10 protein-coding genes are annotated in these 14,964 nt (G+C 44.5%); 6 read left to right on the forward strand and 4 right to left on the reverse strand.

Annotation, left to right across the window (positions count from 1 at the left end):
• Positions 1–2,904 precede the first annotated feature (2,904 nt).
• Positions 2,905–3,837, forward strand: a complete 933-nt coding sequence (locus ACFFJH_RS20255) for a calcium-binding protein (protein WP_446697461.1) — start codon at positions 2,905–2,907, stop codon at positions 3,835–3,837.
• 131 nt (positions 3,838–3,968) lie between these two features.
• On the opposite strand, the gene ACFFJH_RS05215 is transcribed toward ACFFJH_RS20255, so the two are convergent.
• The 4 genes from ACFFJH_RS05215 to hemL all read right to left on the reverse strand — a co-directional run bounded on the left by ACFFJH_RS05215 (position 3,969) and on the right by hemL (position 10,310).
• Positions 3,969–5,897, reverse strand: coding sequence for an EAL domain-containing protein (locus ACFFJH_RS05215; RefSeq protein WP_390210613.1), 1,929 nt, complete (start codon positions 5,895–5,897; stop codon positions 3,969–3,971).
• Between the two features lie 136 nt (positions 5,898–6,033).
• Positions 6,034–6,726 carry a transglutaminase-like cysteine peptidase gene (locus tag ACFFJH_RS05220; RefSeq protein ID WP_390210614.1) on the reverse strand — a complete coding sequence of 231 codons (693 nt, stop codon included), beginning with the start codon at positions 6,724–6,726 and terminating at the stop codon, positions 6,034–6,036.
• Positions 6,727–6,994: 268 nt separating this feature from the next.
• Entirely contained in the window at positions 6,995–8,857 is a 1,863-nt protein-coding gene (locus tag ACFFJH_RS05225; RefSeq protein ID WP_390210616.1) for a TolC family outer membrane protein, read from the reverse strand.
• A gap of 166 nt (positions 8,858–9,023) precedes the next feature.
• Positions 9,024–10,310 (reverse strand): glutamate-1-semialdehyde 2,1-aminomutase, encoded by a 1,287-nt coding sequence (gene hemL, locus ACFFJH_RS05230; protein ID WP_390210618.1) that lies wholly within the window; start codon positions 10,308–10,310, stop codon positions 9,024–9,026.
• 302 nt (positions 10,311–10,612) lie between these two features.
• Between hemL and ACFFJH_RS05235 the strand changes: the two genes are divergently transcribed.
• The 5 genes from ACFFJH_RS05235 to ACFFJH_RS05255 all read left to right on the forward strand — a co-directional run bounded on the left by ACFFJH_RS05235 (position 10,613) and on the right by ACFFJH_RS05255 (position 14,887).
• The gene (locus ACFFJH_RS05235; RefSeq protein WP_390210619.1) at positions 10,613–10,783 is read left to right on the forward strand and encodes a rubredoxin; all 171 of its coding nucleotides are present in this window, start codon (positions 10,613–10,615) and stop codon (positions 10,781–10,783) included.
• Positions 10,784–11,004: 221 nt separating this feature from the next.
• Positions 11,005–11,412: a response regulator gene (locus ACFFJH_RS05240; protein WP_390210620.1), complete on the forward strand. Its 408-nt coding sequence runs from the start codon at positions 11,005–11,007 to the stop codon at positions 11,410–11,412.
• A 71-nt stretch (positions 11,413–11,483) separates the two neighbouring features.
• Positions 11,484–11,849, forward strand: coding sequence for a response regulator (locus ACFFJH_RS05245; RefSeq protein ID WP_314858805.1), 366 nt, complete (start codon positions 11,484–11,486; stop codon positions 11,847–11,849).
• A gap of 12 nt (positions 11,850–11,861) precedes the next feature.
• Entirely contained in the window at positions 11,862–12,461 is a 600-nt protein-coding gene (locus tag ACFFJH_RS05250; RefSeq protein WP_390210622.1) for a chemotaxis protein CheW, read from the forward strand.
• A gap of 281 nt (positions 12,462–12,742) precedes the next feature.
• Complete coding sequence (locus tag ACFFJH_RS05255) at positions 12,743–14,887, forward strand: methyl-accepting chemotaxis protein (RefSeq protein WP_390210807.1); 2,145 nt, start codon at positions 12,743–12,745, stop codon at positions 14,885–14,887.
• Positions 14,888–14,964 lie beyond the last annotated feature (77 nt).

Below are 14,964 nucleotides of genomic sequence, written 5' to 3' on the forward strand. Positions count from 1 at the left end.
TACCAGGTACTTATGCTTACAGCTTAGGTGGCGGTACCGCGACATCTGGTAGCGACTACAACGCCACACCAACGTTTAGCAATGGTGTGACCTTAGTCGGTGGCAACTTGATCGTTCCAGCGGGTGTAGCGAGTTTCACGGTGACGGTAGCAACGATTGATGATGCAGTCGTTGACAGTGCATCCCCAGAAACTTTACCGTTGGTGATTGCTGGTGTGACTGGTGCCGGCGGTATCTTAGACAATGACCAACCGACGATTACGACAGTCGAACCAGGTGGCCCAGGTGTGGGTGACAACAATGTGGTCGAAGGCACGAGTCTCGTGTACACCGTCTCCTTATCGAGTACCACGACGGTACCAGGTACTTATGCTTACAGCTTAGGTGGCGGTACCGCGACATCTGGTAGCGACTATAACGCCACACCAACGTTCAGTAATGGTGTGACTTTAGTCGGTGGCAACTTGATCGTCCCAGCGGGTGTAGCGAGTTTCACGGTGACGGTAGCGACCATCGATGATGCAGTCGTCGACAGTGCGTCCCCAGAAACTTTACCGTTGGTGATTGCTGGTGTGACTGGTGCCGGCGGTATCTTAGACAATGACCAACCGACGATTACGACAGTCGAACCAGGTGGNCACACCAACGTTTAGCAATGGTGTGACCTTAGTCGGTGGCAACTTGATCGTTCCAGCGGGTGTGGCGAGCTTCACCGTCACCGTCGCGACCATCGATGATGCAGTCGTCGACAGTGCGTCCCCAGAAACTTTACCGTTGGTGATCGCTGGTGTGACTGGTGCCGGCGGTATCTTAGACAATGACCAACCGACGATTACGACAGTCGAACCAGGTGGCCCAGGTGTGGGTGACAACAATGTGGTCGAAGGCACGAGTCTCGTGTACACCGTCTCCTTATCGAGTACCACGACAGTACCAGGTACTTATGCTTACAGCTTAGGTGGCGGTACCGCGACATCTGGTAGCGACTACAACGCCACACCAACGTTCAGTAATGGTGTGACCTTAGTCGGTGGCAACTTGATCGTCCCAGCCGGTGTGGCGAGTTTTACGGTCACGGTAGCAACGATTGATGATGCGATCCTGGAATTAGCTACCCCAGAAACGCTACCTTTGGTAATCGCTGGCATCACTGGATTAGGAGGTATTACCGACAATGATAAGCCAACGATTACTACAGTAGAACCAGGTGCCCCAGGAGCTTCTGATAACAATGTGATTGAAGGGAACAATCTGGTTTATACGGTTACTCTATCTGCCGCTACATCAAACTCTTCAACCTACTCATATATATTGGGAGGTGGCACTGCGACAGCTGGTAGTGATTACAACGCCACGCCAACGTTTAGCAATGGCGTCACTTTAGTGGGTGGCAATTTGATCGTACCAGCGGGAGTGACCAGCTTTACGGTGACCGTGGCGACGATTGATGATGTAGCTTTGGAGTTAGCGACCCCAGAAACCTTACCTTTGGTAATTGCTGGTGTCACTGGGTTGGGTGGTATTATCGATAACGACAAACCAACGATTACGACAGTAGAACCAGGTGCCCCAGGAGCTGCTGATAATAATGTTGTGGAAGGTAATAATCTGATTTATACCGTTAGTTTATCGACAGCAACCACTGCGATTTCGACTTATGCCTACAGCTTAGGTGGCGGCACAGCGACATCTGGTAGTGATTACAATGCTACGCCGACGTTTAGTAACGGGGTCACCTTGGTCGGTGGAAATCTGATTGTGCCAAGTGGCGTATCAAGTTTTACTGTAACAGTGGTAACGATAGATGATGCTGTTGTTGATTCAGCTTTGGTTGAGACCTTGCCGTTAGTTATTGCGGGCGTGACAGGCGCTGGTGGTATTCAAGATAACGATTTTGCCCCAGTAGCAACGTCAAAAACTATCACTATCACTGAGGATGCAGCTTCGGTTGTCACTGGCGGAGGATCTGTTAGTGCTGCTACTTATCGTTTTGCTTGGGCTGATTTCGGTATTACTGATGCCAATGCTGGAGATACTTTGAGCGTTAAAATTCTCACTGGTCCAGCCTCAGGCGCTTTGCAGTTCTTTAATGGAACTAGCTGGGTGAGTGCGGTGGGATTAACGATTACTCAGGCTCAGGTGACTGGGAATAATTTGCGATTTGTACCTGTCGCAAATGAATCTGGTGATAGCAGTTTTGCTTCACCTGGTGTAGGTAATATGAAAAATGATTACGCTAATTTCACGTTCCAAGGCGTCGATAATAGCGGGAATCTGAGTGCGACAGCGACCTTGACAGTAGATGTACGTCCGGTGGTTGATGCGCCTAGTTTATCTGTAACCAATGTCGCGGCGTCGACTAAGTTCACGACGTCGTGGGAAGCAGCTGATACTGGCTTAACTCAGGCAGTTCTGAACGCTGATAATTCTTCGACAGGTATTAATCAAGCTGTATTGAGTGGCTGGACACGTATTGACACACCTGATACGTATGGTGCAGGTACCAATCGTTTTGAAATCTGGTCAACTAACGACTCGATGACAGCGCAAAATGGTAATACAGCGACAGTGTCCGCCATGGCTGGAAATGGTACTAACTGGCTGGAATTAAATAATGCCGATTCTATTGTTCAAACTTTGGGAATTCAGCGTGCCGTTACTACCGTTGCGGGTCGTGCATATGATCTGACGTTCGATTATGCAGGACGTAATGGTTATTCGAATGACTTTACTCTTATCACTGTATTGGTAGATGGTGTTAAAGTGGCTTCTTATTCCAACATCAGTCCTCAAGGTTCTTTGAACTGGCAGAGCTTGAAATTTAGTTTTATGGGCAATGGCGGATCGCAAACTATTTCGATTATTACCGATGCAACTCAGTTTGAGGCTGGTGGTCGTGGCGCAATGATTGACGATATAGTACTTACCGAGCGACAAGGCGTAATTGCAGGTAATGCGGGGGCAGGAAGTTTGACGCAGATTGCATTGACATCTTATGTCACAGGTAGTTTGGTCGATAATGATGGATCTGAAACACTCAGCTATAATTTCTCGAGCTTGCCAGCAGGATCGACAATTATTACTGCTGCGCATCCATCAGGCATTGCAGCAGTCGGTGGCATCGTTACCGTTCCCGCATCCGAATTTGCAACGGCTAAATTGCAATTACTTGCGTCAACGGTTGGCGACATTACGTTGGGTGTAACAGCGACATCAACCGAAACTGGTGGCACAACCTCCACAACCGCTTCGCAAAATTTGAGCTTTACGATATCTGATGGCTTAAATTCTAACGGGTATAGTCAAATTATTGGCGATGCTAATGCGAATACGATGAATGGTTCCGCTGGCAATGATTCATTGCAAGGCGGTGGAGGTAATGACACCATCAACGGTGGTACAGGTGATGACATTATTATCGGTGGTACAGGTTCGGATAGTTTAACGGGTGGAGCAGGTGCAGATACGTTTAAGTGGTCTCTAAACGATAATGGTACTACTGCTGCGCCAGCGATAGATCGTATCACTGATTTCGCGACGGCGAATTACAATGCGGGTGGTGATCGTTTAGATTTGCGTGATTTGTTGGTCGGTGAGACTAGCGCGACTTTGGATAAATTCTTGCACTTCAATTTTGACGGTACCAATACGACTTTGTATATCAGTACTTCAGGCGCATTTACAGCGGGTAATCCAGTCGCATCTAACCCAACCAATGTCACTAATAATGATGTGCAACAAATTATCTTTAATGGTGTGAATCTGACTGGTAGTTTCACGACAGACTTACAAGTTATTAATGATTTGATCGCGAAAGGAAAATTGATCACCGATTAATTTAAATCGTCGAACAAAAAAGGGACTATGTTTTCGCATAGTCCCTTTTTTACATCTGTATTATTTGAATTCTCAATTATCTGGCTATGATACTTTAAGTGAAATTAAGAATCACCGATGCTTACTTTAGTTCATAGTTCCTTTAAAGGAAACATACGACCAAGTTCAGGTCCAGTTGCGCCATCTAAACCTAACTGCTTGATCATGTCTAGTTCACCCGCACTGGTGACGCCTTCCGCAAAAATTGACAAGGCAAGTCTATGAACAATCACGCAAATACCTTTAATGAAGGCTTGATTGGCTTCATTAAGTTCAATGTTTCGCACGAAGCCGCCATCTAATTTGACGTAGTTTAGTTTTAAATCATGAATCAAATTAATCTTATCAAACTGACGACCGAAATGTTCCAAGCCCAATTTGCAACCGGTGCCGGAAATGTCTTTATGAAAGGCGCGGAACCCATCAATATTGGCAAATGCGCCGTTTTCAGGGATTTCCAACCAGAGTCGCTTACTCGCCTCTGGCTTAGCAAGCATCATACTTTTGATCTGCGCTCTGAATGAAGTACTTTGGGTAGATTGTGCGGAGATATTGACTGCAATATCATCTTTCGATGATGCTTTTTGCAGTTCATCTAATGCCAACTTAATCGCAATTAAGTCGAGCTTCTCGGTTAGTCCAAGACGCTCAGCGATAGGCAAGAAACGGCCAGCGGGGAACCATTCTCCGCCAAACATTAAACGTAATGCAGATTCTCTGTGCAATAGTTGGCCATCGGAAGAGATAACCGGGAAATAAGCTAATTTGACCCAATTCTGTTCTATCGCACGTAGAATTAATTTTGACCATTCATCAGCACTACGAGGAGCTTGGTCAATATTTAAAGGCGCTGATTTGCAAATATTGCTAATGCCATTGGCTTCTGCGCTAGCTAAGGCTGCATCAATTTGCGCTAATAAACTGCCTACGCTAATGCCATATTCGTAGTTGCCAAATCCTATAAATATCGCACAAGGTTCTGGCATTACTGCAAAGATTTTCTCGATGTCAGCTAATAATTTTTGGGCGATAGGTTCGGCATCCGCTTCTCTAAAAAGCAACGCAAAGTCGGTGCCGTTCAGACGTGCAGCAAAACCATCAGGCAGTTGCGCTTGATAGTGACGTAACAGTTTGCCTAAATCTTTAAGTAGTGCTTCGGTTTTATTTCTACCCAAAGTCTTATTTGCAAGCGCTAAACCTTGTCCAGACAGTTTGATCATTAATAAACTTCCGGCTGGCGCATTTTCTTCTTCGATGGCTACTTGAAGTTGCGCTAAGAAATGAGCACGATTAGCTAAGCCCGTCGCTGCATCTGAATTAGCTTGTTGACGTAGTGCTTCTAAACGTTCGGCTTCCGCCGCGAACATCGATTGCAATAGGCTGACGGTGGAATTCATAGCACGTGATAACTGCTTCAATTCAGGAACATTCGATTCTGGTGTAATAATAAATCGACGTTCAGTCATTCCCTGCGCTTGCGCAATGACCGCATTTAGAGGTTTCTTTAAACGTCGCAATACCAAGGCGCCTAAATAACATGCGATCAGACCTGAGAAAGTTAAAGCGATACACATTTCCTGAGCAGATTTCCACAAGGTTTGATAAGCGTCACCACTTTGACTGACCAAAGAAATAGTGCCTAATTGCTTCCAGCCACTGCTAATTTGTGCCAAACCTGGCGTCGATTGAATTGGAAATAGTTTCATAAACCAATCCGGTACCTGTAATTGTTCCGCCGCTGCTTTTTTCTCTATTAATACTTTGCCTGCCGTATCTAGTAGTTTAATCGATGCATAGTGTCCGTTATCAAACAAGGAGCTGAGAATCAACTCCAATTCAACTGGGTCTATATTTTTTTGGCTGATGGATAAGGCGAGGACGGTCGCATTATCTGCATTCTTCATCTTGAGTTGCTCATTAAGGTAAGCACGCGAACTCATCGTTGAAGCAAATAAACTGCCAGCCAGCGCAATTAAAGTGCTTAAGATAATGGCGAACCATAGTTGGCGATACATCGACATAGTCTTTCCTTTGAAAATTTTTTAATTCTTGTTACTGCGTAGTTTTTGCGTTTTTTCTGCATTGTTACTGCGTTGTTTTTGTATTTTTTTCGAGCTTGCTCATCCAATACAAATGCAAATGATGAATTAGCGACGCTTATTCAAATCCTTCTTTACGAGCTCGTTCCAACAAATCTTGCCAGCGTGAGAGACGACTAGTGCCACCTGGACCCACGGTGGCAGTGCTCGCTGAACCTGCAAATATTCCTAAGCCATTAAAACTGAAAATCGGGCTTAAATCCGTACGGCGCGAGGCAGGCCGTATATCAGTAATCAGGTTGTCGAGAATTAAGGGCTCGGCATCGCCTGAAGGATAAAATGCAAGCACCATATGGGCTTGTGTCACACTGCTGTTGGGGCCACCTATATGAGCCTTGACATAGACTAGGCGCAATTGCGTATCTGGAATATTGAGGCTCCTCAAACTGAAATACTTGGCGATCACATAGTCTTCACAGTCGCCTTTGCCTTTGGATAAACTCTCTAGTGGCGTTGCCCAGTAATCCGATTGTCCCCATAGTTCACTGTCTTCGGTATAGCTTAGTTTGCGGTTAAAAAATTGATTAACTTTTTGTAGTTTGCTATCGACGTTCGCGTCTTGTAAACCAGAGAGAAGGTTATTCCATTCATTAAACGCTTGTTCGTTGCTAGTTAGAGTACGAAAACTTTGTCTTAATTTATCCCAATTGAGTCCGTAGGAAAATGGCGCGCATAGCAAAGCAACGACAAACAAAATTATCGATAATGTAGTGACTCGAGCTTGCCGCAAATTGGAAAAAGAAGTGAACAATTTGAACTCTACCCATAGGGCAAAAAACTACATTGAAATATTTTAAGCGCAGCAAGCAAGATGTTGCTTGCTAAAGAACTAGATGTCATCTCTATTCTACAAGAAAAAATACTTCCTCCGAGAAACTAAAATCTTACCTGTTCAGTAGGTGTTGTCTGCTTACTTGTCGTTTTTTAATAGTCCGAAATTGCTCTCGTAAAAAAGCCCGCACAAAAATGCGGGCTAAGGAATGTTTATAAAAGCATGAGTGTCGCTGGATAAATCCTTATTACCATTGTTTGGCTTTGGGACCAGAAACTAACTCATTCACAATTTGCCATTTGCCGTTTACTTCTTCCCAATACAGCGTTTTCTGTAAATTATCTTGATAATTCAATGAACGATAATCTTGTTGGAAGCTAGTCGTTGCATGTTTCGCATCTTGCATATTGAATTTTATATCGGATAGATCCAAGGTGATTTTTTCGGCATTCAGCAAACGTGCACGTCTTGCAGATTTCCAAGATTCACGAGCCGTATAATTTTTGGCGTAAAAATCAAAATACGCGTCTGGATTGCGACTTATCCAAGCTTCGCGCCAGCCTTTGAGTGCATTCAAAATCGACATACGCGCGTGACTGCTTGTATCCGCTGTATTGGCTGCCACATTTGTTTTATTTGTCGTGCTGCTGTCCACTGGCATCGCCGCTGGCTTAGTCGCTTCGCTGATATTGAGACCCTCTAAGGCGCGCTTGTCTAACGCAGCCTTATTGATTACATAGGTTTCCGGTGATTCGATAGGGCAGTTGGCGGTGGCTTCGTCAGCTTTGACGTCCAACATTTTTAATGTGCCTGAGCCATCATCCCTGCGTGTCAAACCAAGCGCTGCGTGTAATTTGCCCATGCCCGCGTGGGTGCGTGCGTAAGATACGAACAAATCAATTTCAGCGTTGGTAAAAGAACGTTTGGCCTGGAACAATTCGTTTTCAGTATCTAACAAATCGAGCAAAGAACGTTGGCCGATATCGAATTGTTGGCGATAAGCGTCGCGTGCTTTTTCAATGGAGAGTTGATGCTGATCGAGAAAATTCAATTGCTCTGTTAATTTACGTGTGTCATTAAATGCAATCGCGAGCACTTGGCGTATGTCACGGCAGGTTTTGTCACGTAAATCTTTCGCCAAGTTGACTTGGTTGGCAGCTTCTTGAACGCGTGCTTTATCGCTTCCGCCATTAAACAAATTCCAAGTCATGACCACTTCAGCAGTATTGTTGTTAGTGCGCCCGGATAAATAATTAATATTGTTGGCACGTTCGGTTCTAGCTTTGAAATCAATGCGAGGTTGATAAGCAGAGCGCCGCGAATCTAAGCCGCTATTGACTGAGGCGATATTGTCAATACTTGCTAGCAGGGCAGGGTGCGTCGTGAAGGCTGTGTGCAATGCGGACGTAATGGAATTCGGCATGCCGTTAGAAAAGATGCTCAGACTTTCAAGATCCTTACCTGGCATCGTACCAACCAGCCTTTGAAAGCGCGCACTGACATCGTGCAGGTTGGAGATTTCAGTGACCAAATTAGATTCGGCTAGCGCTAGGCGTCCAGAAATTTGTTCCAAGTCGACGCGACGACTAACACCTGCTTTTGTCTTTGCCTGGATTTGCTCAAACACGGCGCGGTGGCGTACATAATTATCTTCAGAAAGCGCGACTAGCTTGCGAAAACGGACCACATCAGAGTAGGCGCGCACCACTTCCAGTGCGACGGCTTCTGACGTGTCTTGTAGTTCAAAAAAGCGAACTCGTTTTAAGTAGTCGAGCTGTTTGACTTGATTGCTGGTGAGGAAGCCATCAAACAACATTTGATTTAAGCTCAAGGCCGCGGAGTTGCGTGACAGATCAGATTTGCTCAGGCGAGTGTCATGATTATCTTTGCCTGCATCCAAACTTAAATTAACGCTAGGCAAATAACCACCAAAAGCAGCATCACGGCTAGAACTAGTCGATTGAAAACTATGCCACTTGGCTTGCACTTCAGGATTACTCAAAATGGCCTGTTGGGCAGATTCTCTTAATGTTTGAGTTTGTGCCTGTGCCCAAAATGTTAATGAAATTAAGCCAATGGCAAGGCTGAGTTTTCTTAGTTTTAATTGCATTTTTTTCTCGGAGGATCAAAGTAAGTGCGACGAAAGATATCAGAAGCTTATCGGCACGTATATTGAATAATGTAGTTCTTAATGCATATTTTTCAAAAATTAACAGATTTCGAAATGTCATGTAAATAGGCCAATGTTATTTACACGATAATTGCTCACATGTTAATCATTTACATGTTAATTCGCTAAACACGCTACGTGCTGCATTGATTGTTGTTTCTATCACTTTATCGTCGTGAGTAGCCGACACAAATCCTGCTTCGAAGGCGGATGGAGCAAGATATATGCCATGATCCAACATCTTGTGGAAGAATTGTTTAAATTGATTCGCATCCGACTTCATGACTTGTTCGAAACTCGTTGGTACTGTCTTACTAAAATACAGCCCAAACATGCCACCGATGGCATCAGCGCAAAAATCGAGTTGGGCTTCTTGTGCTGCTGCATTCACGCCATCGACGAGTTTTTGAGTTTGAGTGCTTAAATGTTGGTAAAAACCGGGTTTTTGTATGAGTTTTAAAGTTGTTAGACCTGCTGCTACTGCGACCGGATTGCCAGATAGCGTCCCTGCTTGATAGACGCCGCCCAGTGGCGCTAGATGCGCCATGATGTCGGCGCGTCCGCCGAACGACGCAACTGGCAGGCCACCGCCTATGACCTTACCTAAGGCAGTTAAGTCAGGTTTGATATTGTATAAAGACTGAGCACCGCCCAATGCGACGCGGAAGCCGCACATCACTTCGTCAAAAATCAAAATGCTGCCATGATGACTACACAGGCGACGCATCGTTTGCAAAAATGCTTCCGAGGCCTTAATTAAATTCATATTGCCAGCCACGGGTTCGACGATGACGCAAGCGATCTGGTCGCCAAATTGTTGGAATGCTGACTCAAGTTGTTCGCAATTGTTGTAATCAAGCACTAAAGTATGCTTAGTAAAATCTTCAGGTACGCCTGCAGAAGTTGGGTTGCCAAAAGTTAATAATCCACTGCCTGCTTTAACTAGGAGTGAGTCGGCGTGACCATGATAACAACCTTCGAACTTGATGATTTTGTCGCGTTTAGTGGCACCGCGGGCGAGGCGTAGAGCGCTCATGGTTGCTTCCGTTCCACTCGAGACTAGGCGTACTTGTTCTATGGACGGAACTAGTTTGCAGATTTCTTCCGCCATCAATATTTCCGCTTCGGTGGGGGCGCCAAAACTAAGTCCCAGCGTCGCTGCTTCTTGTACCGCTTGAATTACTTCGGGGTGAGCATGACCGAGGATAGCAGGGCCCCAAGATCCTATGTAGTCAATATATTGCCGGTCATCCGCATCCCAAAAGTAAGGACCTTGAGCTTTTTTGATAAAGCGCGGGGTGCCACCTACTGAGCGGAACGCGCGTACTGGCGAATTAACGCCACCAGGCGTTGTAATTTGCGCTCTTTGGAATAAAGTTTCATTTAATGACATAGGGATGTGCTCAAAAAATAATGTTAGAGTGATTTAACTATAAAGCTTTGCGTACCTATATTCATGGTCATGATTTACTATGGGGTATTGAGTTAAAGCAATATTGTTAAAATGTAGATGAAGTAAAAAGAAGTGAATAGCTAAGCTTGTGATGAATTTTGTGGAATAAAAAACGAAGATTGATTATGCTCTCGCGTTTTATCTCATAACGATGGCCTTGTACGTTAATATATTCATGACATTGTGCGCGTGATAATACCTCAAGCCATGGTTAAAGTCGTTATCTAAAAGGAATGGATCCCGTGGAATACAAGACATTGATGTGTTTAATTTGTGGCTGGATATATGATGAAGAACAAGGTTTGCCGCAAGATGGCATCCCAGCCGGTACCAAATGGGAAGATGTGCCATTAAACTGGACTTGTCCTGAATGTGGCGCTAGAAAAGATGATTTTGATATGGTGCCCATGTAATCTTGCTAATCTTGCTAATCTTGCTGTTAGTAAAATTTGATTAACAATTTGATTTTTAGTGCGCATCTCTACAATAAGTTGAGCAAATCTTGTCATTTTTTTTGTAGTGCCGTCATAATTGTTGTTTCACGGCGAAGAAAGCCTGAAAAAGTTGCTTCAAGCTAGTTAAATTTTGTTAAAGTGCTGTGTAGTAATAACTCTTTCCACTCCGAGAACGTCCCATGTCAAGCTCAACAGGCAATGAAAATTTAAGAATTATGGTGATAGATGACAGTAGTACTATTCGTCGGTCGGCAGAAATATTCTTAGGGCAAGTCGGATATAAAGTGGTTTTAGCAGAGGATGGATTTGATGCGCTCGCTAAAATCAACGATACCCACCCCCATCTTATTTTTTGTGACATTTTGATGCCTAGGCTAGATGGCTATCAAACTTGCGCCTTAATTAAGAAGAGTGCCAAGTTCCGTGATACGCCTGTCATTATGTTGTCTTCTAAAGACGGACTTTTTGATCGTGCTCGCGGTGCGATGGTCGGGTCTGAAGAGTATTTAACCAAGCCTTTTACCAAAGATAGCTTACTGAAAACCGTGCGCAAATATACTGCCGAAGTGCATACCCATACTAATTAGTTTTTATGTTTGCTTGTAATAGGTTTTTAATAAGTTTCAAATGAGTTCTAAAATATTTTTCGAGGTCGAAAATGGCAATACAAAAAATTCTAATCGTCGATGATTCTCCTACTGAACGTTACTTTTTGACAGATATTCTGGTCAAAAATGGTTTTTCAGTATCGACAGCCGAGAATGGTGAAGACGCGCTTACCAAAATCAAAGCGGATAAGCCTCAGCTCATTTTGATGGATGTCGTCATGCCAGGTCAAAATGGTTTTCAAATTACGCGTGCTATTTCGCGTGATCCAGACACCCAAGATGTGCCTGTGATTATTTGCACAAGCAAAAATCAAGAAACGGATCGTATCTGGGGATTGCGCCAAGGTGCCCGTGATTATTTGGTAAAACCCATTGATCCACAAGAATTGTTGGCAAAAATCGCGGCACTCGGTTAAACGAATCAAGCTATGACAGACAATACTCTCGATAAATTAGCGCTTACTGAACCTGAAGTAGCTAAATCCAAATCAGTCGGACGACGCGCTCGTTTACGTGATTTTCAAGCGCAGTTGATGGAGCGTATGCAGGCCGCTAAGTTGGGGTCTCACGTTCGTGCGAATCAACTCGGCGTGCTCATCGGACGTACGCGTTATCTGATCGATTTACGTGAGGCTGGTGAAATTGTTTCATCCGGCAATCTAACTCAAGTTCCTTTGACAAAACCTTGGTATCTCGGGCTTTCTAATGTGCGGGGAAGTTTGACCAGTGTGATTGACTACTCGCTGTTTGAGGGCGGAGAAGCAACCCATCAAGATTCGTCCTGCAGGATATTAGCGTTCTCGAATAGCTTATCGTTTAACAGCGGCCTTTTAGTTTCTAAGGTTTTGGGTCTGCGCAATGCGGACACTATGCAATTAATCGATGATAGTGAAGAACTGGCTGAGCAAGGAAAGGCGGCAAAGCCTTGGGTTTTAAATAAATTTATCGATGCAGACGGACAAATCTGGTCGCAGCTAAGTCTCTCGCTCTTGGTTCAAGATCAAGAGTTTTTGCATATTGGTCAATAAATAAGTACTGACGGACAAGTAATATATAGAAAGCCTAGCTTTTCAATCGTTTAGGAGATTTTGTAATGGCATTGAATACCCAACCACATTCGACTGAGGATCAAGAAGTCCAGCATTTAGACTTTGCGAATCAAGCTTCAGAGGCACCGACGCGTTCTGTCGAGAGTGAGAGTTTGCCAGAGGTAGAGATTGAAGAAGCTCAAAATGTTCGTATTGTGATCGATGAACCGATTGAAACAGTTGCTCCTGTTAAAGAGGAAATTCCGTTTGCAGATAGAACTATGGATCGCGTAGACGCGACGATAGTTGGCAATGCTATTGATAGCGGTCGCGATATCCGTTTGCCTTTGATCGGTCACTTGCCGCTACAAAAGCAAATTCGTTATTTGTTGATCGCTATGTCATTGTCATTGGCACTGAGTGCGTTCTTCGTTTGGTTGAATGCGAGTCAGTCCGCTTTGATTTCTACTCAAGCGCAGATCTCTGGTGAGATTCTGATGCACTCACAGCGTATTGGTAAAGCAGCGCCAAATGCGATTTACGGTAAGCCAGCCGCATTTTCTCAATTGGAGGAGAGTCAAAAAGCGATCAACTCCAATTTGAATATTTTGATCAATGGTGGCGACTACAAAGGTCGTACTATTTCCAAGCCAAGTTCAAGTCTGGAACCCGTTTTGAATGCAACCAAGCGCGCATGGTCAAATACCAATGCGGCGGCTTCAGTGGTATTGAAGACTAAGAAAGAATTGGCTGGGTTTAGGGAAGATCTGGAAAACATGAACTTGCTTTCTCCTACCTTGGCAAGTTTGTCGGATGAAATTTCTACGCAAAAAGTACAAAGTGGTGCATCCGCTCAAGCGATTTTCGCGTCCGGTCAATTAGTTATGTTGACGCAACGTTTAGCACGAAGCGCCAGTGAATTTATGACACCTGAAGGTATTAATCCTGAAAAAGCGTTCTTGTTAGGTAAAGATGCGAATACTTTCTTCGAATTAGTCGAAGGCTTCTTGAACGGTAGTGAAATTAATAAATTAGCGGCAACAAAAGAACCAGCAACTCGCGCAAAGTTGGCTGATTTGCAAAAAACTTTTGCGGAGTATAGAACTCACGTCAATAATATTTTGGCGAAAAATAATGACTTTATTGAGGCGAAAAAATCTGAGCAGTTAATTTTTAATGAAAACGAAGAATTAAAGCAAAAAATTTCTACCCTAGAAAAAACTTATACGGCGCAACAAGATTCTACTAATCTCTCTTTCTGGTTCTTGATTTTGACCGCGGTCTTAGCCTTGATCTCTGCGACCGGTATCGCGATTGTGTTGTTGCAAGATAGCCGTAACCGTACCAAAGAAGCGAATCAACGACGCCTTGAGGCCGATGCGCAAATGCAATTGGCGCAGAAACAAGAGGAACAAGCGAATGCCGTTAATGAACAAAATCAGGCTGCGATTTTGCGATTAATGAATGAGTTGCAAGAAGTGGCGGATGGTGACTTGACAGTTCAAGCGACAGTTTCTGAAGATATTACAGGTGCGATTGCCGACTCCGTTAATTATACGGTGGAAGAGTTGCGTGGACTGGTAGGTCGCGTTACTAATACTGCGGTACAAGTTACCAGCGCGTCTTCACAAGCGCAGACCATTTCTGATGAATTGCTGGAAGCGTCACATCAACAGGCGCGTGAGATTGTCGATGCGGGTAAAGCAATTACCACAATGGCAAATGATATTACCGAAGTTTCCCGTTCTGCGAATGAATCAGCCGAGGTTGCGCGTCAGTCGGTTGCTGCGGCAGAGCAAGGTGCTTTAGCGGTGGAAAACACGATCAAGGGCATGAACGAGATTCGTGAACAAATTCAGGAAACTTCTAAACGTATTAAACGTCTCGGTGAATCCTCACAAGAGATTGGTGAGATCACTGAGTTGATTTCCGATATTACCGAACAGACCAACGTATTGGCGTTGAATGCGGCGATTCAGGCGGCGTCAGCGGGTGAAGCAGGTCGAGGCTTCTCCGTTGTTGCGGAAGAGGTTCAGCGATTGGCGGAACGTTCAGCTGAAGCGACCAAACAGATTGGTGCGCTGGTTCGTACGATTCAAACGGATACGCATGATGCGGTTGCCGCGATGGAAAAATCAACACAGGGTGTGGTTGAGGGAGCGAAACTGTCCGACGCGGCGGGTACGGCGTTGTCAGAAATTCGTAGCGTTTCTAATCGTCTCGCGGAGTTGATTCAAGGTATTTCACTCTCCACTGAACAGCAAGCAACATCTGCGAATGGTGTTGCACAAAATATTGAACACATTTTGACGATTACTGAAAAAACGCAAAATGGTACGCAACAAACCTCTCTCTCCATTAAAGACTTGTCTAAGTTAGCGGAAGAATTGAAAAACTCGGTATCTCGATTCCGGGTTACTGCCTGATTTTAGACAGCAAGTTAATACTATTTAACTTGATCATGTATGCAACGCGAGAAACATGGTTTCTCGCCTATAGAGTT

It is taken from the genome of Affinundibacterium danionis, from assembly GCF_042432465.1.
Lineage (GTDB): Bacteria > Pseudomonadota > Gammaproteobacteria > Burkholderiales > Burkholderiaceae_D > Undibacterium > Undibacterium danionis.